The following is a 21,682-nucleotide window of genomic DNA, read 5'->3' on the forward strand; positions in this document are numbered from 1 at the left end:
GTTAGGGGCGGCGGGTATATCCTGCCGTCCCGCACCAACCTGTCGGGGGGGCATTATGGCGATCACGGATACATCAGCACCGCAAGGATCAGCATGGGTGCGACTGGCGGTTGTTGCCTGCGTCACGGCTGTCTTGCTGGCGGGGTCGTTTTACCTTTACCAGCTTTCGCAACCTGTTTTCGGGGCGATCCTGCTGGCGCTGGCGACAGGTTTTGCCATCATTTTTGGCGCCAAGCGCTACTATGGCGCGCGGTTCATCTTTCCGGGTGTCGCGGCAGTTTTGATCTTTATTGCCTTTCCGGTCGCCTACACGATCTATATCGGCTTTACGAATTATTCGTCCTTTAACCTGCTAAGCTACGAACGCACGATCGAGGTTTTGACCGCGCGCAGTTCGGTGGACGCATCAACAGAACAACCCTTTGCCGTAGCGGCCGAAGACGACGCCTATCGGATCTGGCTGCCCGAAAGCGGTTTGCTGTCGGATGTCGTCAGTCTGCAAGATGCGCAGTCAGCGGCCCTGACCCCCGCTAATGCGCCCGCGGTACTGCTGGACAGGCGTGATGCGATCAAGCTGCGCAGCGGGCTGCAAGCCCTGACCCTGACCACGCCTGACGGTACTGTGATCCAGAACGCCGGCTTGCGCACATTTGCAAGCCTGACGCCCGATTTTGTGCGCACCGGTCCGGACGAGCTGACGAAATCCGACGGTACAATCCTGATGGCCAATCATGAGACCGGATTTTTCGTGGATCAGGCGGGTGAAAACGTGCCGCCCGGTTGGCGGGTGACAATCGGCTGGGACAATTTCGCCCGCGTGTTCCAATCCGAAGGCATCCGCCAGCCCATGGTCAGCGTCTTTATCTGGACGTTCTTTTTTGCGACCGCATCTGTTGTGCTGACATTCGGGATCGGGCTGACCCTTGCCGTGATCCTGCAATGGCCACACCTGCGGTTCAAAGCGCTTTACCGGATTTTGCTGATCCTGCCCTACGCAGTGCCGGCATTCATTTCAATTCTGGTTTTTCGCGGGCTGTTCAACCAGAATTTTGGCGAAATCAACCTGATCCTCGAGGCGCTTTTCGGTATCCGGCCGAACTGGTTTACCGATGGCAATCTGGCGCGGGCGATGGTTTTGATCGTGAACACATGGCTTGGCTACCCCTATATGATGCTGCTGGCGATGGGGTTTTTGCAATCGGTCCCCGAAGACCACAAAAAGGCGGCCGCCCTTGAAGGGGCCAGTGCGCTGCGCGTGTTTTTCACGATTACCTTGCCGCAGATCATCCCGCCATTCCTGCCGCTGCTGATCGCAAGCTTTGCGTTCAACTTTAATAACCTGGTGCTGGTTTTCTTGCTGACGCGCGGTTTGCCCGACATTCCGGGCACGATCATCCCCGCAGGTGAAACCGATATTCTGGCATCGTTCACCTACCGGCTGGCATTTGATAACGCGGGGCAGCAATTTGGTCTGGCAGGCGCGATCACACTGCTGATTTTTCTGGTGGTCGCCGCGATTTCATATGCCAATTTTGTTGCAATGCGCCGCGCCGCACAGCGCCGTTCAGGAAGGGCAAACCTATGATTGTCGAACGTCCCCGCGACCTGATGGTCAAGAAAATTTGCGCCCACGGGTTCATGATCTTTTTCCTTGCGCTTATCTTGTTCCCGTTTTTGGTGGTGCTGTCGATTTCGTTCCGCGAAGGCAATTTTTCGGTCGGGTCTATCATCCCGCAGAACCCCACGCTTGAACATTGGTGGCTGGCCTTCGGGATGGATTACACCCGTGCGGACGGCACGGTGGTCACGCCGCCCTATCCGGTGCTGCTGTGGATGTGGAATTCGATCAAGATCGGGCTGATCGCGGGCTTTGGCGTGCTGGCGATTGCAACGGTTTCGGCCTATGCGTTCAGCCGTATCCGGATCAGGGGCAAGGGGGCCATGCTGGACGGGCTGTTTCTGATCCAGATGTTCCCGACCACGCTGGCGCTTGTCGCGATCTACGCCATCTTTGACGCGCTGGGCGAAGTGACCCCGATCATGGGGCTGAACAGCCATGTTGCGCTGGTGGTGATCTATCTGGCAGCGGTGACGCTGCATATCTGGACGATCAAAGGCTATTTCGACAGTATCGATACCGCGCTTGATAAGGCGGCAGCGATTGACGGGGCGACGCCATGGCAGACGTTCCGCTATATTTTCCTGCCGCTGGCGGTGCCGATCATGTCGGTGGTGTTTGTGCTGGCATTTATCGGCTTTGTGAATGACTACCCGATTGCCTCTGTGCTTATCCGGTCCGAAGACAAGATGACGCTGGCCGTGGGCAGCCGCCTTTACCTGAATGAATTCAAATACCTGTGGGGGGATTTTGCGGCTGCGGCGATCCTGTCGGGCCTGCCGATCACTGTCGTTTTCCTGATCGCGCAGAAATACCTTGTTTCAGGGCTAAGTGACGGGGCGGTCAAGGGTTAGGCAAACAAAAAGGGCACCCGAAACGGGTGCCCTTTGATCCACGCGGTTGCGTCGGATTATTCTTCGGAAGCGGCTTCTTCAGTTGCGGCTTCTTCTGTTGCTTCATCTTCATCGTCAGCAGCCAGCGTGCGCGGCGCTGCAATGTTCGCGATCACAAAGTCACGGTCGATCACAGATTTCGCACCTTCAGGCATCACAACTTCGCTGATGTGAATGGTATCGCCCATTTGGTGGTTCGCCAGATCGATCGTCAGGTGATCAGGGATGTCGCCCGCCAGAACGTCAAGTTCGACTTCGTTGCGTACAACAGTCAGCGTGCCACCTTTTTTGATGCCAGGGCATGTGTCAGCGTTTTCAAACTCGACAGGAATGAACAGCTTAACACGGCTTGTGCGCTTGAGGCGCATCAGGTCGATGTGACGTGGCAAGTCTTTGACGACGTCGCGCTGTACGCCGCGGCAGATCACGCGCACGTCTTCCTGGCCTTCAACCTTGAGGTTGAAAAGCGTCGACATGAAGCGGCCTTTGCGCAGCATGGTCAGCAGGTAATCGAATGGGATGCTAATGGATTGGGGCTCTGCGCCACCACCATAAACAATGCCAGGTACGTCGCCATCACGGCGAGCTTGGCGGGCGGCCCCCTTGCCTGTCCCCGCGCGTACCTTGGCGTTCAGATCAGGAATCTGTCCAGCCATAGTAATTCTCCAGTATGTTATGGGCCGCCCTCCAAGGGTGTGCGACCCGTTAAGACCTGTGCCTATAGGGGGGTTTCACCTTTTTGGAAAGGGTGTTTGGCAATTTGCACGGCTGTTTGTGCCTGCGCAAAGTCCCAAAGCCGTCGCGCGGGTAGGTCTGGGGTGCAAATCACCCCTCGCGTTGGGAAAATGAAAGCGATATGACACCGGACATGCGACGTAAATTTGGCATCATTTCCAGATTGTTAACGGCCCTTGCCCTGTTTGTGGCGCTTGGGGTTGCGGGGCTGTCGGGCCCCGCCAAGCAGCCTGTGCTTGCCGATGATGTGATCGCCTATCTTGCGGCGGGCGGATCCTTTGCTGATCTTTGCGGTGATACCACCGATCCCAGCCGAATCGGTGCACATTGTCCCGCCTGTCATTTGATCACCTTTGCGGTGCTGCCTGCCGCAAAGGTCGGTGCGCCGCAAATGCTGGCCACAAATTACCAGCGGCTGGTGGCGGTTGCGCAAAATATCGCGCAAGATCAAGCGCTTGATCCCGTCAGGCTGTCACGCGCGCCACCCCAAGCCTGAAATCCGTTCAATCCAGAGATTTCAACACATCTGCCCAAAGCGGCAGAGCCATAGGCTTGGAGCCAAACAATGACGACAATTGACACAAATGCGCAGCCCGAGGGCGCCGCGCAAAAACTTTACCGCGCCGCATGGCGTTGGCATTTCTACGCGGGGCTTTTTGTGATCCCGTTTCTGACCATTCTTGCCTTTACAGGCACAGCGATGTTGTGGATCGCATGGGTTGACGGGCGCGACGGCGAACGCACCCCCGTCACCCCGCAAGAGATCAGCACACCCGTATCGGCCCAAGCTGACGCCGCCCTAGCCGCTGTGCCAGACGGGGTGTTCAAGCAATATGTCGCGCCGCGCACGGATGATGTCGCGGCCTTGTTCCGTGTGGATGCGGGTGGCGATGCAATCATGGTTGCGGTTGATCCATACACTGCCACCGTGATCGAAACTTTCCCGCGCCGGTCGGGCTGGTACGACTTTTTCGACGGGATCCATTCGGATCTTATGCTGGGGGTCACAGGCGACCGGTTGTTGGAAACTGCCGCGTCACTGACGCTCGTGCTGATTGCGACGGGGCTTTATATGTGGTGGCCGCGCGAGGGCGGTTGGCGCCGCGCGCTGATCCCCACATTTGCGCGCGGGCGCAGCCTGTGGAAATCGCTGCACGGTGTTGTGGGGATTTGGGTGTCTGTCATTTTGGTCGTGTTCTTGCTGTCGGGCCTGTCATGGGCGGGCATCTGGGGCGGCAAGATGGTGCAAGCCTGGAGCCAGTTTCCAGCGGAAAAATGGAACGATGTGCCCCTGTCCAACGTCACCCACGCCAGCATGAACCACGACCGGCAAGAGGTGCCTTGGGCATTGGAGCAAACGCCGATGCCTGCATCAGGCAGCGACGCAGGTACAGGCGGGCTGGCTGGTCCCGTGACCATAGACATGATTGATGCGCTGGCCCGCGATATCGGGTTCGATGCGCGCTATCAAATGAACCCGCCACGCGGGGATACGGGCGTTTGGACGCTTTCCCGCGATTCCATGAGCACCGATAGCACCAACCCCACATCCGACCGGACCGTGCATGTGGATCAATACACCGGCAAGGTGCTCGCAGATGTGCGCTTTGAAGACTATTCGCTGGCGGGCAAGGCAATGGCCGTCGGGGTCGCGTTGCATATGGGGACATTGGGGCTTTGGAGTGTTCTGGCAAACACTGTCGTCTGCCTTGCGGTGATATTCCTTTGCGTCAGTGCGCTTGTTCTGTGGTGGAAACGCCGCCCCGCAAAATCGGGTCGCCTGTCCGCACCGCCCATGCCGCAGGAATTGCCGCTTTGGCAGGGGGCGGCGCTGGTTGGTCTGTTCGTTTCAATGGCGTTCCCGATGGCGGGGTTCGCGCTGCTAACTGTGTTGGCAGTCGACACGCTGATCTTGGCGCGCATCCCGAAATTGCGCGCTGTGTTCAGTTAAAGAATATTGCGCCGCCGCCGGATTGGCGGCGGCGCAACCCCTGCGCAAAATTTGAAACTTGCTTTGGGAAAAAATATCGGTCAGCGATGGCGGCATGTCTATTTTGAATGCTGTCTATATCTCGCGCCGTCCGGCCATTGCTTTTGTGGTGGTTGGCATATTCTGGGGCTGCTTTGCGGCCTATGTCCCGCATATCAAGGCGCATTTGGGCGTGTCGGATGCGATGTTCGGCACATTGCTTCTTGGGTCTGCGACGGGGCTTGTGTCGTCGATGTGGCTGGCCCCGATATTGGACCGCAAGCTGGGCGCGCGCGCCTTGCAGGCGGGGATTATCGCACTGTCGCTGGCGTGGTTGATCCCGGGGGTAATGACGACCCCGCTGGCCTTTGCGATTGCGCTGATGTTTGTCGGGCTGGCGTCGGGTCTTTTGGATGTGATCATGAATGCGCGCGTTTCCATGTTGGAAACGCAAACCGGCAAACCGCTGATGAACGCCAATCACGCGATGTTTTCGGTGGGCTATGCGGGGGCCGCGATTGTCGTGGCCTTCACCCGTGAGGCAGGTCTGCCGCCCGCGCCCGTCTTTGCCGGGTTCGCGGTGCTGTGCTGCCTGATGGTGCCGTTTGTCTGGATGGAGGCGTCAGATATCGCGCCGGACGAAGACGACGCCAAGGCCCGCTATCCGCTATGGCCGATTATCATCTGCGGCGCGATTGTCTTGGTGGCGTTCATGTCCGAAGCCACGGTCGAAGCATGGTCAGCCCTGCATCTTGAACGCACCCTGCACGGGCGCGCCGCCGAAGGGGCATTTGGCCCCGCGATACTTGGCATCACTATGGCCGTTGGGCGGTTTTCGGGGCAGGCCGTGGCGGCACGCTGGCGCGAGATCAACGTCGTGATCGTCGCAGCGATTGTATCGGCGAGCGGTGCGGTGATTGCCGCCATCGCGCCCGTGCCTGCGGTTGCCTATCTGGGTTTCGGGATCCTGGGCCTTGGCGTGTCGGTCATTGGGCCGATGGGGCTTGCGCTCGTCGGGCAACTGGTGGCGCCGCATTTGCGCACCGAGGCCATCGGGCGCACTGCTGTGATCGGATTTTCAGGCTTCTTTTTTGCGCCCGTTGTGATGGGGCTGGCGTCGGATGCATTTGGGCTGCGCGTGGCCTTTGGCGGGGTTGCTATGCTGCTCTTATGTGCTGTGCCGCTAGCGCTTGTCGTTGCCCGCATTCCACGCTGGCGTAAAAAAGGGGCCAGCGAAACGCCGGCCCCGATCTGAAAGATCCAACGCAAATGGCGCGGATCAGCACCTGAAGAGGTGATGGAGCTTAGATTGGCGTTTGGGCATCGTCATCGTCATCTGTTAGCTGTGACGCGATTAGCAGTGCCGCCAATACCCCGATCACGATAAAGGCAGGGCTTACGGATGACGTTGCCGGTGCTTCCATGACCTCGACAACCGGTGCTTCCATGACCGCTGGTGCCACGCCGCCCGCAAAGGCCGCGGTTGAAGTCAGTGCGAGTGCCGCTGCGGCACAAAGTGCTTTTGATAGATGCATTCTGGTTCTCCTTGCTATGTCGATGCTATGCTAGAACCCGAAGCGTAGCACCACGCGCACGCGCGATGCAAAACTTTTTCCACATGCCGGCGCGGGGGTCTGCAACAGACGCGCAGTTGCAGACCTGATTTTGGCTTAGCCTTCAGTCAAGGATGCGACGATCGTCATCGTCTTCCAGCTGGGATGCGATCAGCAGCGCTGCCAATACGCCCAAGACGATAAAGGCAGGGCTAACTGAAGAAGTTGCAGGTGCTTCCATGACTTCAACGACTGGTGCTTCCATGACCGCGGGGGCAACGCCGCCGGCAAAAGCCGTTGTTGAAGTCAAAGCGATTGCCGCCGCAGCGGCCAATGTTGTTATAAAACGCATTTTGTTTCTCCTGGATAAATAGGGATTCGCGAGTTTCAATATAGCAGCTTGACGACCGCAAGAGTCGCCATTCGTTAACAAATAATAAAAAAGGGGAGGTATCGCAAAGATACCTCCCCGATTGTCACCTTGCGCGCCAAAGCGGCAGGGAAACCTAGCTCAAAAGCAGAGCTTATTGGTTGTCTTCGTCGTCGCCCAGTTGTGACGCGATCAGCAGCGCAGCAAGAACACCCAGAACGATGTAAGCAGGGCTAACTGAAGAAGTTGCAGGTGCTTCCATAACTTCTACAACGGGTGCTTCCATAACAGCAGGTGCAACGCCACCAGCAAAAGCAGTTGTTGAAGTCAGAGCGATTGCTGTTGCAGCAGCAAGTGTAGTTGTGAAACGCATTGGTTTTCTCCTAGTGGTACATAAGTTGTGCGAGTGCAGTGACGGCGACATGCCGCTTGATCCGCATTCCGCGCCAACATTGATTTGAACGGGGCTAAGGTCAATGATTTGATAAAAAAAATCGCACGTTTTTCGAATATGTTGCGAAAAAGGCAGCCTCTTTGTGACCCGATTGCCTCTTGTTTTATTATGGCTGCCATTTTCCTTCAAAATCTTGAGGAATCAAAAGCACTTCGCGGTCAAGCGTCGTAACATCACGCCGCCCGCATAGCGCCATTGTCAGGTCCAGTTCCTTGTGAATCACCTCGAGCGATTTGGTCACGCCAAGTTCGCCCATTGCGCCCAGACCATAGATATAGGACCGCCCGATATAGACGCCCTTGGCACCCAGCGCGAGCGCCTTGAGAACATCCTGACCCGACCGGATACCGCTATCCATATGGACTTCGACCTGATCACCGACAGCGGCAATAATCGATGGCAGCATGCGGATAGCGGACAGCGCGCCGTCCAATTGTCGCCCGCCGTGGTTGCTGACGATAATCGCGTCGGCACCGATCTGGACAGCCTTTTGCGCGTCCTCGACGTCCAGAATACCCTTAAGAATAAGCTTGCCACCCCATTTTTCCTTGAGCTTGGCAATCATGCCCCAGTCCAGTTTGGGTTCAAACTGTTCAGCGGTCCACGACGACAGTTTGCGGGTATCGCCGACATTTTTGGCGTGGCCGACAATATTGCCAAAGGTCCGGCGTTTGGTCCCCAACATGCCAAGCCCCCAGCGCCATTTGGTTGACAGGTTGACCATCGTCGGAATGGTCAGTTTCGGCGGGGCGGTCAGACCGTTTTTCAGGTCTTTATGGCGCTGTCCTAGAATTTGCAGATCGAGCGTCAGCACAAGCGCCGAACAGCCTGCATTTTTGGCCCGCGCGATAATGTTGTCGACAAATTCTTCGTCGCGCATCACATAAAGCTGGAACCAGAACGGGTTCTTGGTGTTTTCGGCCACATCCTCGATCGAACAGATTGACATGGTGGACAGGGTAAAAGGCACCCCGAATTTTTCGGCGGCCCTTGCGGCTTTGATTTCGCCATCGGCGCATTGCATTCCGGTTAGGCCGACAGGGGCAAGCGCCACAGGCATCGCCACATCCTGCCCGATCATCTGCGATTTTGTCGTTCGGTCCGACATATCCACGGCGACACGCTGGCGCAGGCGGATTTGATCAAAATCAGAGGTATTTTCGCGGAACGTCTGTTCTGTCCAGCTACCGCTTTCCGCGTAATCGTAAAACATCTTGGGCGCGCGGCGCTTATGAATGCGTTTAAGATCGTCGATTGTGGTGATGACGGGCATGGCTGAAATCCTAAAATTGGTTAGGTTCTATTACCAATATTAGGATATGGAGGCAAGATGCACTAATCCTGCTGCGACAATATGTAGAGCATGGCTTGGCACAACAAAAAAAGCGCGCGCCTGAGACGGGCGCGCGTGGTTTTCAATGCATCTGTATTGATGTGAAAGGGGCTACCCCCGATGCGTCCCATCCGCCAGGGATTTTACGAACGCCAGCACATCCGCCACGCTTTCGCCTTTGCCGATTTTGTCGACGATGGCGGATCCAACGACGGCACCGTCGGCGATGCTGGCGATGTTTTCGGCCGCTTGCGGTGTTTTGATGCCAAAGCCAACGATCACAGGCAGGTCGGTTTTGGCTTTGATCCGTGCGACCTCTGGGGCGACGTCGCCTGCTTGGGCTTCGGCGGTGCCGGTGATGCCGGTGACGGACACGTAGTAAACAAAACCCGATGTGTTTTGCAGCACTTTGGGCAGGCGTTTATCGTCGGTCGTGGGGGTTGCCAGACGGATAAAGTTGATGCCTGCGGCTTGGGCGGGGATGCACAGTTCTTCGTCTTCTTCGGGGGGCAGATCGACAATGATCAGCCCGTCGATGCCCGCGGCAACCGCGTCTTTCAAAAACACATCAACACCGCGCGAATAGATCGGGTTGTAATAGCCCATCATGACAATCGGGGTTGTGTCATCGTTCTTGCGAAACTCACGGGCGTATTGCAGCGTTTTTTCCAATGTCTGCCCAGCCTCGAGCGCGCGTTGCCCAGCAAGCTGGATCGTCGCGCCATCGGCCATCGGGTCGGTGAAGGGGACACCCAGTTCGATAATGTCGACGCCAGCGTCTGGCAGACCTTTGACGATCTCAAGCCCTTTATCATAGTCAGGATCGCCCGCCATGACATAGGCGACAAACGCCTTTTTACCGTCAGCGCGCAATTGCGCGAATTTTGCGTCGATTCTGCTCATGACTTTTCCCCGGATATCTACTTGGGTTCGGTTTGCGCGATAGGGGGCGGAAAATCAATGGGGTGCACGAAATAATGGGCGCGCGTTCCTTGACGCGCCCGAGAGTGCAGGCTAGCCCGAATTCGGGTGGTAAGGTTGGTTGTGAAATTGTGGCGTAAAGTTGTTACCGCTGGTGCCGCGATTGCGATCGTGTGTTTGGCCAGTGTCTTGATCATGATGCCCTATTTGCGGCCGCAACCGTTCGGGCGGGCGGCGCTTGGGTGTGGGTGTATTGCCATCGTTTTGGGCGGTCGTGGCATCTGGCTGCGCCCTGGCTGGCATTTTCTGGCAGTGCCGTTTACCGGTCTGCTTATCCTGCCCGGTCTTGTCATTACCAATCACTTTGGCAATTTCGATCTTATCTCGGTCATTCACCATCTTGGCTATGAGGGCGGCGGTCCCGACATGCGCGCCTTTGCCTTTGAAATTCAGGACGGTGTGCTTGCAATCGCCTGTTTTGCATTGGCCATTTACTGGTTGCGCAATCTGTTCCAAGGCGCAGGTTTTTGGTATTATCTTGCGGCGCTGTTTATCGGCGTGATCAACCCGATGAGCATGAGCCTGCTTTTGGCGGGTTTTGCGCCGAAAGCGGATTTTGACCTTTCAGCGCAGCTTGTTGTGCCCGTGACCAGCAGGCCCGCATCCCGCCCCGATATCATCATGATCTACCTTGAAGGGCTGGACCGCCGCTTTGCCGATACGGCCCGTTATGGCGCGGCCTATGCGGGGTTGCTGCCGCTGCAATCTGCGGGTCTCGATCTTACGCGCGTGGGCCAGATCGCAGGGACCGGTTGGTCGCTGGCAGGGGTGGTGGCAACGCAATGCGGTCTGCCGCTTTTGCCGAACGGCATGCGCGCACATAACGGTTTCGAGGATCAAACGAAGTTTATGGCTTCGCAGATATGTCTGGGCGATGTGGCCGCAGGCTATGGCTATCAAAGCAGCTATATTGTCGGGGCAAGCGCCGGTTTTGCAGGGCAGGACCATTTCGTGCGTAGCCATCGCTACCAGCATATTATTGACAGTGATGTGCTGGCCGAAAGCTATGATGGGTCGGAATTGGCAAAGGCCTATGAACCCCGCCTGCACACCTATGACGATCAACTGGTTTTTGATGCGGCGCGGCGCCACTATGACAGCTTGGTTGCCGGAAATGATCCGTTGCTTATGTCGGTCATGACCTTTGGGCCGCATGGGACATCGGGCATCTTGTCACGTCATTGTCGCGCCGACGGGCAGGCGCGCTATTCGGCGGATTTGCGCCAGACTGTTGCTTGCAGCATTTCGGATATGCTGCCGTTTCTTGACCACATCCGGACAAGGCGCGCGGGCCGGCCGACGCTTGTTGTGGTGATGTCGGATCATCTGAACCACAAGCGCGATCTGTTTGCGCCCGCCATGCATATGAACACGGTGACGTTTTTGGGCTATGGGATTGCCGGTTTTCCTGCGGGGCAGGAAAATACGCGGGCGGCGGCGATGATCGACGTTTACCCGACCGTACTTGCGCTTTCGGGGTTTGCGCAGCCTGATGTTGCGGCCGGTCTCGGGCGGTCTGTATTGGGCAATGGACCTACATTGGTTGAACAATACGGGATTGCGGTGCTGGACCGTGCGCTGGAAACCGATCTTGACCTGCGGCTTGCGCTCTGGCGTTGACATGACCTTGCGCAAATCGCCGCGCGGGCCTAGAAGCCCCCTAAGTTTCAAGGAGAGCTGACATGGGTTTCAAAATGGGTATCGTCGGTTTGCCGAATGTGGGCAAATCAACCCTTTTCAATGCGCTGACAAAAACGGCTGCGGCGCAGGCTGCAAATTTTCCGTTTTGTACAATCGAACCCAATGTCGGCGATGTGGGCGTGCCCGATGCGCGGCTTGATAAACTGGCCGCGATTGCCGGATCGAAACAGATCATCCCGACGCGGATGACATTTGTTGATATTGCCGGATTGGTCAAAGGCGCGTCCAAAGGCGAAGGTCTGGGCAACCAGTTTCTTGCCAATATCCGCGAATGTGACGCCATCGCCCATGTGCTGCGCTGCTTTGAGGATGATGACATCACCCATGTCGAAGGCCGCGTTGATCCGGTCGAAGACGCGCAGGTGATCGAAACCGAACTGATGCTGTCCGATTTGGAAAGCATTGAAAAACGCCTGCAAAACCTTGTGCGCAAGGTCAAAGGCGGGGACAAGGACGCGTTGCAACAGGTCCGCCTGCTAGAAGCGGCGCGCGCCGTATTGGAAGACGGCAAACCGGCGCGCGCAGTCGCTGTGGATGCCGAGGATGCCAAAGCGTGGAAAATGCTGCAATTGCTGACCACCAAACCCGTCCTATATGTTTGCAACGTCGAAGAAGACAGCGCAGGCAGCGGCAACAGCCAATCCGCACGTGTGGCCGAAATGGCCGCCGCTGAAGGCAATTCACATGTCGTGATTTCCGCGCGCATCGAAGAAGAAATCAGCCAACTTGACGCCGAAGAAGCGGAAATGTTCTTGGGCGAAATGGGGCTAGAGGAAGCAGGGCTCGACCGGTTGATCCGTGCGGGCTATGAATTGTTGCACCTGCAAACCTATTTCACCGTCGGCCCGAAAGAGGCGCGCGCATGGACGATCAAGGCAGGCACATCCGCGCCGCAAGCCGCTGGCGTGATCCACGGCGATTTTGAACGTGGGTTCATCCGTGCGGAAACCATCGGCTATAATGATTTTGTGACCTTGGGCGGCGAGCAAGCGGCAAAAGAAGCAGGAAAAATGAAAGCCGAAGGCAAAGCCTATATCGTCAAAGACGGCGATATCATGCATTTCTTGTTCAATACATAACGCGCCTGCGGCAACTATCTGGCCGCTTTGGGGGATCTGAGCTCTTCGATCCGGTTGGTCAGTGCGTCATGGTCAACCACCGTAATCGCGCCTTTGGTGACTTCGACAATTCCTTGGTCGCGCAAGCGCCCCAGTTCCTTATTGACGGTCTGGCGGGTGCATCCGACGGCATTGGCCAGATAGGACTGGCTTTGCATGAATTTGAAATTCTGCGTCGATAGATAGCGCAGATAGAGACATATTTTTTGTTCGACCGTGTAAAACTGATCCGCTGATTTGAACATATTATCGCGCGTAATCATGTCGTGCGTGGCGATGGCGAAATTGCGGATAAATACCGGCGATTTCAATTGCACCATGAGCAGGGCCGTCGGGCAAAACAGAACCGCAGTATTGGCAAACGCCATACAGGTTGCGGCGCAGGGGCGGCCTGCGACGGCTTCGATCATGCCCAACACCTGACCCGGCCCTGCGTGATAGATGATCGAACGGTTGCCATCCTTGTTCAGAAAGCTGACCTCGACAGATCCATGCGCCACGACAAACATGCCATTGGTAGGTTCCGACTGGGTCAGGATCGCTGTGTCCTTGGCGTAAGATCTGTTGCTGCAGCTATCAAGAAAGGTTGTTTTATCCGCATCGGGCAGGTCGTTCAGCAGCGCTGTGTTTAGCAATTGCGGAAAGCGGAGCGTGTTTTTCATGCCAGTTTCAGTCTCTGCTATATATGCACAGTCTTATCTTTGGCTGAAAGCATAATGCCGCCTACGTTAATTGTGAATGACGCAGGCGGCATTTACCTCCAAAAACACGAAGGCGGCACAAAACGAAACTCGTTACACTATGCGCGGTTATCCGCCAATTCCGGTTTTTTGCTTGTCGTCTAGCCGACACAGGGCGCTGTATTACCGCTAACAGTGAAAGTTTTTAGTAAAAATTAATGCAGAATATGTTCTTAGTCGTGTGGTGGTCGCGGCCTATACACGTGATGCGTGAATGGTGCCGCTCGGGTTGAACAGATCCCCAAGGTCGCGGTCGATTCGCGCGCGGTTTCGGCAAAAGTCGGGTTTCGGCTGGCCTGGATGAAATGACAGGTTGCCGTCGATGAATTGGGCGGTCAACTGCGGTGTGGCGATCATCCAGTCGAGATCGGGCAAACGCTGCGCAAAATAAGGTGCACAGGGTTCGACGATGTGATGCGCGGGCGTATACCACGCTGCAAAACTGTGCCGCGCTCCGGCTTGGCGCAGGTCCCGAAAGCTGACGGATTTGCGCATCTTTGCCTGCGCGCGCTGCACGTCCAGTTCATATTCATTTAGCTGCAAAATCCCCGCATCCGCGCTGTCGTTCATCAGGTTTGGTGCGCTGCGCAGCCGCCACAAAAGCGCATATAGCCGCGCAAACCGGTCGTCATTTTGGTGCCAGATGACCGCGTTTGCCAGCGTCAAAAACCGGTTCGGGACCTGCAAGCGGCGGCGTACCGCGGGCAGGGGCGTATCCACAAGCGGCGACAGTCGACCTGCGTAATCCCACAAGATGTCATCGGGTGCGATGCCTGCGCCAATCAGCCGTTTGGCCGCATCGCGCCATGCAATATCCGTTCCAATCTGCGGTAGGGGGATCGTAAACATGATTGCGCGACTCAAGTTCTGGCATTTTGTTCATGTTATGTTCTGCGCTGTAGCAACGCAAGCCCGTTGCCCTAGATCGCCTGCGATAAGGTGATTGGCGCGCCGGCGACGCCGGGCACGGCTTCAAAGGCGATATCCGCCGCGTGCAACGCGCCCGCATCGCCTTGGCTGATATGTGCGGTCCCGCCGCATAGGCGCACCACGCGGTTGCCCTGCTTTGCGGCGGCGATCAGCAGCCCCAACGGATGCGCGGGCGCGCCAAGGGTTGCTTGGTCAATGTTAACGCGCGCGGCATCACGACGGGCCAGTTCCAGCATCTGCGGATCAACAGTTGCGTCGTAAAAGATGACATCGGCCTCTTGCAGGCGCTGCACGCCGCGCAGGGTCATCAGATCCTTCGCCCCCGGACCCGCACCGACAAAGGCAATCGCGCAGGTTTCGCCGCCGCCAAAGTCGCCAGTGGCAATCGCGTCCTTGATCAACTGCGCCGCTTCGCGTTCGGCGCCGCGTTTATGAGCATCACGCGCAGGTCCGTTGAACACCCAGCGCCACAGATCGCGCCGCTGGCGTGGTTGCAGGCGCTGTGCTGCGCTATCGCGCAAGCGACCCACGATGGCCGCCAGATCGCCAAGCCGCGGCTCGAGGATTTCTTCCATACGGGTTTTGATCTGGCGCGCCAGCACCGGCGCTGTCCCTTCGGTGCCAATTGCGACAACAACGGGCGATCTGTCCACAATTGACGGGGTGATCGCATCGCATAGATCGGGGCGGTCCACGACATTCACAGTTGCGCCGGCCTGTTTGGCCAAAGCATGTAGCGCGCAATCGACGCCAGGGCACCCAGTGGCGATGAACACAAGCGCCGTGCCCGCGAAGTGCGCGGGCGTGATGGCCGTATTGTCCCAAATGATTTTACCCGCCGCATGTAAATCGGCCAGTTCAGGGTCAAGCGCGGGCGCAAGCACGGTGATCCGCGCGTCTGTTTTCAAAATCAACCGACATTTCTGCGCGGCCTGTTCACCGCCGCCTGCAATCACAACGCTGCGGTCGGTCATGGTTAGAAACATCGGAAAAGTTTTCATCGCTCTATCCTTTGCGCGCGGCCCAAAGGGCGGCGGCCATTTTGTCAGCTTGCGGGATCGTTGCTGCCGCGCCCAAAGTCCAAAGCGCGATGCCCGTTGTGCCAATCACTGTGGCTTCGGCAAAGGCGTCGCTTTGGGTGCCGTTCCAGAGGTGCAGGACGTCGACCTGCGCTGCGGGTTCGTTCATGCGGCGGGTATCATCGCGTAGGGCGGGGGCGTCTGTCTGGTGGTGATCGCCCGCGCGCAGCCCAAAGACCTGTACGGATTTGGCGGGGTTGCGTTCAAATTCGCCGCCGCCGCCTTTGATCACGGTCAGATCGGACTGACCCAGCAGCGAAGCTGCCTGTGCTTGCAGCCCGCGATAGCTGGGATGGAACACGCCTTGCACCGTGGCGCGCGCATCCGTGGGGTTCCACATGCGCAAAACGGTGTTGATACAAGACCGCAGCCCGAATGAGTCGCGCAGGCGCAAGATGTCAAAGGCCGCAGGCGCGTGGGTTTCGACCGGCAGGTAGGTCAGCGGCGCGTCACTGGCGTTGACGGGGATGTCCAATGCATCAAGCGCGTCGCGCACCGATGCGCCCGTGCTTTGGTGCGAATTCCAGCCGTGCAGCACGGTGCGATACCCCGCCTGCGCCACCAGTTTGGCCGCCAGCAAAAACAGCGGTGCGCCGCGTGTGCGCCCCGCAGCATAAGACGGCCAATCAAGATCGGCCTGCATCGGCGCGGGGAAATCTGCCCGCAAAGCGGCGGTAAAACCTGCGATTTCTTCGGGCACTTCGCCGCGCAGGCGCAGCACCATCAAGAGCGCGCCCAGGGCTTCGGGCTCTGCCTTGCCCGATAGCATCACATGCATTGCGGATTTTGCTTCGTCCAAGGTTAACGGGCGCGCGCGACCCGTGCCACGCGCAACAATCTGGACAAAGGGGGTCAGGGTCATTCAGCGGCCACCGGAATCTGGAACTGGGCGATCAATGCGGCCAATTCGGGTTTGCAAGACCCGCAGTTGGTGCCCGCGCAAGTCGCTTTGCCCAATGCGGCGACGGTATTGGCACCTTGGCCAATCGCGTCTCGCAATGTGTTTACGCCGACATTGAAGCAGGCGCAAACGGTGGCGCCGGGGTCGGGCATATCCGCAGCGGCACGTCCGGCAAGTGCGGCAAGCCCTGCAACATCGGTGCCAATCAGGCTGGCGGCATGTTGGCGGGCGACGACAACGGGGGTCGTGCTTGCGAAAAAGAGCGCAGCGATCTTGTTGTCCTTGATGATCGCCACACGCACGTCGCCCGTGGCCGCATCATGCAAAACAGCCGCATCGCCGCCTTTGGTTGCGGTGATATTGCGGGCCTCAAGTTCCCAGTCATGCGGGGCTTTCATACCGGCGCATTCTGCCTGCCAGCCTGTGCCGGTCTTGGCGATGGCGTGATAGGGGCGGCTGGGTTGCATTGCGTTTGCGCTGACCGCAAACCCGTACCAAGCGACAGGGCATTTGCCGGCGTCGACTTGGGTGCTCTTTGTGGCGGGCTGACCTGAGATCGGGTCGGTACGCGGGCCAATCGCGCTATTGACGACACCAGAGGCAGATTGCTGCCGCGTCCAGTGCAGCGGTGCAAATAAACTGCCCCGCCCCACATTGGTCGTGATAAGCGCGCGAAAGATGGCTTTGCCCTTGGGGCCATAAACGGTGACCAGCTCGGCGGTATCCACGCCCATTTCGGCGGCATCATCGGGGTGGATTTCAACGTAAGGTTCCGCCAGATGCGCGCCCAAACGGGCCGATTTTCCGGTGCGGGTCATCGTGTGCCATTGGTCGCGGTTGCGGCCAGTGTTGAGGATAAATTTGCCATTGGATTGTGCGGGCGGGGTGACGGCGATCATCCGCGCCTTTCCGTCCGGATGATAGAACCCGCCATCCGCAAAAAACCGGGTCTTGCCGCCAACGGGCCATTGCACGGCTTCAAGCGATTCATAATCCGCGCCATCCAGGGCCGTCAGGTCAAGGTCCTTGCCAAAGTCACGGCTGAGCGCCGTTGTCGCGACATATTCCGCGAACACATCGGCAGGGGTTTCAAAACCGAAACCGTCAAACCCCATGCGCTGGGCCACATCGCAGATGATTTTCCAGTCAGGACGGGCATGCGCAGGGGCGGGCAGGAACGCGCGTTGGCGCGAAATCCGCCGCTCGGAATTGGTGACAGTGCCGTTTTTTTCGCCCCAACCCGTTGCAGGCAGCAGCACATCGGCCAGATCGCCCGTATCGGTGCGCGCCATGATGTCGGTCACAACTGTGAAAGGCACGTTCTTGATCGCCGCAGAAACCCCGTCGGCGTCAGGTAGGCTGACGGCGGGGTTGGTTGAGATGATCCAAAGCGCCTTGATCTTGCCATCGGCGCAGGCCTGAAACAGATCAACCGCCTTCAGCCCCGGTTTGGTGCAGATCGTTGGGCTGCTCCACGCGGTTTGCACGGCGTCGCGGTGGTCGGGGTTTTCGATATCTAGATGATTTGCCAGCATATTGGCAAGCCCGCCAACCTCGCGGCCGCCCATCGCGTTGGGTTGTCCGGTCACCGAAAACGGCCCCATGCCCGGTTTGCCGATGCGGCCCGTGGCAAGGTGGCAGTTGATAATCGCGTTGACCTTATCGGTGCCGGATGTGGATTGATTGACGCCTTGGGAATAGACAGTGACAACCTTTTTGGTGCCCGCCCATAACGCATAGAATTGCGCGATTTCATCCGCGGTCAGGCCCGAAAGCGTGGGGTCGCCCGCAGCTGCGGCAATGGCTGCATCAAACCCGTTCACATGGGCGTCAATATAAGGCTGGTCCAGCGCGTCTGTATCGGCCAGATGGCGCAGCAAACCGTTGAACAGGGCCGCATCGCCATCGGCGTTGATTTGCAAATGCAGATCGGCCAGATCGCTGGTTGCGGTTTTGCGCGGGTCGATATTGACGATGCGCATTTCGGGGCGCGCGTCCTTGGCAGCAGAAATGCGCTGGAAAAGAACCGGATGACACCACGCAAGGTTGGACCCGACCAGCACGATCAGATCAGCCTGTTCAAGGTCTTCATAAGTACCGGGAACCGTGTCCGTGCCAAAGGCGCGTTTGTGGCCCGCCACAGAGGAGGCCATGCAAAGGCGCGAATTCGTGTCGATATTGGCAGAACCGATGTAACCTTTCATCAGCTTGTTGGCGACATAGTAGTCCTCGGTCAGCAACTGGCCAGACACGTAAAACGCCACGCTGTCAGGGCCGTGGTCGCGGATGGCGGCGCTGAACTTGGTTGCGACCAGATCCAGTGCATCGTTCCAACCCGCGCTCCGTCCAAGGATCTGCGGTGCGAGAAGACGACCATCGAGATCGATGGTCTCGCCGAGCGCCGAGCCCTTGGAGCACAGCCGTCCGTAATTGGCGGGATGATCAGGATCGCCTTTGATTGTGCCATCGGGTTTGGCGATGACACCACAGCCCACCCCGCAATAGGGGCAGGTTGTCTTAACGCCTGTCATTCTGCCGCCACCTGATTTGCAATCGCAGCCGTCGCCAGCAATATCCGCCCCTCTGCGATCTTCAGATCATAGGTGGCGACACGGCCCTCGTCTGCGCCTTGGGCTTCGCCTGTGGCCAGATCAAACACCCAGTTGCGCATCGGGTCGGTGACCATTTCGCCGTGCTGGATGCCGTTGGACAGCGGGCCTGCCTTATCCTCAAGGTATTCATCGACCGCATAGAAATTGCCCGAGGCAGTGCGAAACACGGCGATATCGCCGCGCTGCGTACGCACAAGCCGCGCCCCTTGCACGGGGATGTCAGTGATGTGTCCGATATCGATAAAATCAGTCATTCTGCGGCTACCTTTGTAAAGTCGGCAAGCGGGGTGAATTCATGCGCATCAACGCCTTTGCGGGCGCGTTCGGCCCATGGGTCAACCTGATAGAACTGCTGCGAATAGCGGAACCGTTCGGCCAGTGCAGCGCGGTTTTCAAGATCATCCGCGACCTGTTCCTTGACCCAGTCAAGACCCACTTTGGCGATCCATTTATAGGGGCGGTGCAGATATTGCGCGCCTTCGCGGTAAAGCTGGTAGAAGGCACAAGACACGTCAATCGCCTCTTGTTCGGTTTTCACTGTGATCAGCAACTCGGCCTCGAGCAGGTCAAGCCCAGCGGCCCCGCCAACCAAAATCTGATAGCCGCTGTCGACGCAAATAATCCCGAGATCCTTGCAGGTGGCTTCGGCGCAATTGCGCGGGCAGCCTGTGACCGCAAGCTTGAACTTATGCGGCGACCAAGCGCCCCACATTTCGGATTCGATCTTGATGCCCAGACCGGTGCTGTCTTGGGTGCCAAAGCGGCAATGATCGGTGCCGACACAGGTTTTCACCGTGCGCAGACCCTTTGCATAGGCTTGGCCAGACATCATGCCCGCCTCGCCCAGATCATACCAGATCGCGGGCAGGTCTTCTTTTTTGACGCCCAGCAAATCGATCCGCTGCCCGCCGGTGACCTTGACCGTTGGCACGTTGAATTTATCGGCCGCATCCGCAATGGCGCGCAGTTCATTTGGCGTAGTGATTCCGCCCAACATGCGTGGCACCACCGAATAGGTCCCGTCTTTCTGGATGTTGGCGTGCACACGTTCGTTGATGAACCGCGATTTGCCGTCGTCGACTTCTTCTCCCGGCCATGCGCAGACCAGATAATAGTTCAGCGCGGGGCGGCAAACATGGCAGCCACCCGGGGAATTCCAGTCAAGTTCCTGCATGATCTGCGGGATGGATTTCAATTGTTTGGCGATGATCAGCTTGCGCACATCATCATGGGACTGGTCTGTGCACTTACAGACGGTTTCCTTTTCGGGCATCTTGAATTCATCGCCCAGCGTGATCCCCAACACTTGGGTCACAAGCCCGACGCAAGACCCGCAGGACGAACCCGCCTTGGACGTGGCTTTTACCGCATCAAGCGTATTGGCGCCTGCGTTGATTGCCGCAACGATTTGACCTTTGGAAATGCCATTGCAGCCGCAGATTTCTGCGTCATCCGGTAAGGCTGCAACGGCTGCTAACGGGTCCATGGGGGTTCCCCCCTGATAGGCCGGTCCAAAAATCAGAGTCTCGCGCATATCGGCGATATCGGTGCCGTCCTTGATCATGCCAAAGAACCAGTTGCTGTCGGCGGTATCGCCATACATCACCGCGCCGATGATCTTGTTATCCTTAAGAACAAGACGGCGGTAAACGCCCCGCGCAGGGTCACGGAACACGATATCCTCGCGGTCTTCGCCTTCGGCGAAATCGCCCGCGCTGAACAGATCACAGCCTGTTACCTTCAGCTTGGTCGAGATTTCTTTTTGCACAAAGGTGGCATGTTCGTTCAGCAAGGTTTGCGCCGCAACCTTTGCTTGATCATATAGCGGCGCAACTAGCCCGAAGATCGCGCCGTCATGTTCGACACATTCGCCCACGGCCAGAATATCCGCGTCAGAGGTCAGCATCTGGTCATCCACATGGATACCCTTACCGACGGCCAGTCCGACATCCTGCGCCAGTTTCACATTGGGGCGGATGCCTACGGCCATCACCAACAGATCACAGGGCAGTTCGGTCCCGTCATCCAGCTGCAATGCGCGGACCTTGCCGTTTTCGCCCAGAATTTGTTTAGAGTTCGCCTGACAGCGCACGGTAATGCCCTTGTCGACCAGCGCCTTGCGCAGCAGGTATCCGGCGGCTTCGTCAAGCTGGCGTTCCATCAGGTGGCCCATGATATGCACCACGGTCACATCGACGCCGCGCGCGGCCATGCCTGCGGCGGCTTCCAGCCCCAGCAAACCGCCGCCGATGACCACAACCTTGTTGCTGTCATTCATCGACATCATCAGTTCGGTATCTTCCAGATCGCGGTAGGCAATGACGCCTTCCAGATCATGACCCGGCATCGGGATGATAAACGGATTGGACCCTGTGCCGAACAACAGCTTGTCATAGGGCAGTTCATCACCGTTTTCGGCAACCACAACCTTGCGGGCGCGGTCGACATTGGCGACGCGTTCACCAAAGCGGCAGGTGACGCCGTTGGCCTCGTACCATTCGGCGGAATGGGTGACGATTTCGTCATATGTCTTTTCGCCCGACAGGACGGGGGACAGCATGATCCGGTTATAGTTGCCGCGCGGTTCTGCGTTGAACAGGGTCACGTCATAGGCGTTGGGGTCCGCCTCGAGCAATTGTTCCAGCGCGCGGCCAGAGGCCATGCCAGCACCAATAATGATAAGTTTTTGTGTCAT

The 21,682-nt window shown here is 57.8% G+C and carries 20 protein-coding genes; 7 read left to right on the forward strand and 13 right to left on the reverse strand.

Annotation, left to right across the window (positions count from 1 at the left end):
• The first annotated feature begins 55 nt into the window (after positions 1-55).
• Both malF and malG read left to right on the forward strand, forming a co-directional pair.
• Positions 56-1,585, forward strand: coding sequence for a maltose ABC transporter permease MalF (gene malF, locus BM320_RS02790; protein ID WP_090196168.1), 1,530 nt, complete (start codon positions 56-58; stop codon positions 1,583-1,585).
• Positions 1,582-2,472, forward strand: coding sequence for a maltose ABC transporter permease MalG (malG, locus tag BM320_RS02795; RefSeq protein ID WP_090196170.1), 891 nt, complete (start codon positions 1,582-1,584; stop codon positions 2,470-2,472). Before malF ends, malG begins: the two co-directional genes overlap by 4 nt.
• A 56-nt stretch (positions 2,473-2,528) precedes the next feature.
• On the opposite strand, the gene BM320_RS02800 is transcribed toward malG, so the two are convergent.
• On the reverse strand, positions 2,529-3,167 hold the full coding sequence (locus BM320_RS02800) for a 50S ribosomal protein L25/general stress protein Ctc (RefSeq protein WP_090196173.1): 639 nt from the start codon (positions 3,165-3,167) through the stop codon (positions 2,529-2,531).
• A gap of 212 nt (positions 3,168-3,379) precedes the next feature.
• Here BM320_RS02800 and BM320_RS02805 point away from each other — a divergent pair, with 212 nt between their 5' ends.
• From BM320_RS02805 to BM320_RS02815, 3 genes are all read left to right on the forward strand, one after another.
• A complete protein-coding gene (locus BM320_RS02805; protein WP_131802255.1) occupies positions 3,380-3,742 on the forward strand; it encodes a hypothetical protein in 363 nt (120 codons plus the stop codon).
• A 69-nt stretch (positions 3,743-3,811) separates the two neighbouring features.
• A complete protein-coding gene (locus BM320_RS02810) occupies positions 3,812-5,197 on the forward strand; it encodes a PepSY-associated TM helix domain-containing protein (RefSeq protein WP_090196178.1) in 1,386 nt (461 codons plus the stop codon).
• Between the two features lie 94 nt (positions 5,198-5,291).
• Positions 5,292-6,470: an MFS transporter gene (locus tag BM320_RS02815; RefSeq protein WP_090200289.1), complete on the forward strand. Its 1,179-nt coding sequence runs from the start codon at positions 5,292-5,294 to the stop codon at positions 6,468-6,470.
• Between the two features lie 49 nt (positions 6,471-6,519).
• On the opposite strand, the gene BM320_RS02820 is transcribed toward BM320_RS02815, so the two are convergent.
• The 5 genes from BM320_RS02820 to trpA all read right to left on the reverse strand — a co-directional run bounded on the left by BM320_RS02820 (position 6,520) and on the right by trpA (position 9,828).
• A complete protein-coding gene (locus BM320_RS02820) occupies positions 6,520-6,750 on the reverse strand; it encodes a hypothetical protein (RefSeq protein ID WP_090196181.1) in 231 nt (76 codons plus the stop codon).
• A gap of 142 nt (positions 6,751-6,892) precedes the next feature.
• A complete protein-coding gene (locus BM320_RS02825) occupies positions 6,893-7,120 on the reverse strand; it encodes a hypothetical protein (RefSeq protein ID WP_090196184.1) in 228 nt (75 codons plus the stop codon).
• Positions 7,121-7,292: 172 nt separating this feature from the next.
• On the reverse strand, positions 7,293-7,511 hold the full coding sequence (locus BM320_RS02830) for a hypothetical protein (protein WP_090196186.1): 219 nt from the start codon (positions 7,509-7,511) through the stop codon (positions 7,293-7,295).
• A gap of 187 nt (positions 7,512-7,698) precedes the next feature.
• Positions 7,699-8,865, reverse strand: a complete 1,167-nt coding sequence (locus BM320_RS02835) for an alpha-hydroxy acid oxidase (RefSeq protein ID WP_090196189.1) — start codon at positions 8,863-8,865, stop codon at positions 7,699-7,701.
• A 171-nt stretch (positions 8,866-9,036) separates the two neighbouring features.
• Positions 9,037-9,828 carry a tryptophan synthase subunit alpha gene (gene trpA / locus BM320_RS02840; RefSeq protein WP_090196192.1) on the reverse strand — a complete coding sequence of 264 codons (792 nt, stop codon included), beginning with the start codon at positions 9,826-9,828 and terminating at the stop codon, positions 9,037-9,039.
• Between the two features lie 147 nt (positions 9,829-9,975).
• Between trpA and BM320_RS02845 the strand changes: the two genes are divergently transcribed.
• Positions 9,976-11,526: a sulfatase-like hydrolase/transferase gene (locus tag BM320_RS02845; protein WP_090196195.1), complete on the forward strand. Its 1,551-nt coding sequence runs from the start codon at positions 9,976-9,978 to the stop codon at positions 11,524-11,526.
• Positions 11,527-11,588: 62 nt separating this feature from the next.
• The gene (ychF, locus tag BM320_RS02850; protein WP_090196198.1) at positions 11,589-12,686 is read left to right on the forward strand and encodes a redox-regulated ATPase YchF; all 1,098 of its coding nucleotides are present in this window, start codon (positions 11,589-11,591) and stop codon (positions 12,684-12,686) included.
• Between the two features lie 14 nt (positions 12,687-12,700).
• Here the strand turns inward: ychF and BM320_RS02855 are convergent, their stop codons facing one another.
• From BM320_RS02855 to nirB, 7 genes are all read right to left on the reverse strand, one after another.
• The gene (locus BM320_RS02855; protein WP_090196201.1) at positions 12,701-13,387 is read right to left on the reverse strand and encodes a Crp/Fnr family transcriptional regulator; all 687 of its coding nucleotides are present in this window, start codon (positions 13,385-13,387) and stop codon (positions 12,701-12,703) included.
• A gap of 273 nt (positions 13,388-13,660) precedes the next feature.
• A complete protein-coding gene (locus tag BM320_RS02860) occupies positions 13,661-14,314 on the reverse strand; it encodes a DUF4130 domain-containing protein (protein WP_090196203.1) in 654 nt (217 codons plus the stop codon).
• Between the two features lie 71 nt (positions 14,315-14,385).
• Positions 14,386-15,396: a siroheme synthase gene (locus BM320_RS02865; RefSeq protein ID WP_090196206.1), complete on the reverse strand. Its 1,011-nt coding sequence runs from the start codon at positions 15,394-15,396 to the stop codon at positions 14,386-14,388.
• Positions 15,397-15,400: 4 nt separating this feature from the next.
• Entirely contained in the window at positions 15,401-16,336 is a 936-nt protein-coding gene (locus BM320_RS02870; protein WP_090196209.1) for a glycosyl transferase family protein, read from the reverse strand.
• Entirely contained in the window at positions 16,333-18,906 is a 2,574-nt protein-coding gene (locus BM320_RS02875; protein WP_090196212.1) for a nitrate reductase, read from the reverse strand. The genes BM320_RS02870 and BM320_RS02875 overlap by 4 nt, the downstream gene beginning before the upstream one ends.
• Positions 18,903-19,241, reverse strand: coding sequence for a nitrite reductase (NAD(P)H) small subunit (locus BM320_RS02880; RefSeq protein WP_090196215.1), 339 nt, complete (start codon positions 19,239-19,241; stop codon positions 18,903-18,905). Before BM320_RS02880 ends, BM320_RS02875 begins: the two co-directional genes overlap by 4 nt.
• The gene (gene nirB, locus BM320_RS02885) at positions 19,238-21,682 is read right to left on the reverse strand and encodes a nitrite reductase large subunit NirB (protein WP_090196217.1); all 2,445 of its coding nucleotides are present in this window, start codon (positions 21,680-21,682) and stop codon (positions 19,238-19,240) included. Before nirB ends, BM320_RS02880 begins: the two co-directional genes overlap by 4 nt.

The sequence above is a fragment of the Yoonia tamlensis genome, from assembly GCF_900115105.1.
GTDB classification, from domain to species: domain Bacteria; phylum Pseudomonadota; class Alphaproteobacteria; order Rhodobacterales; family Rhodobacteraceae; genus Yoonia; species Yoonia tamlensis.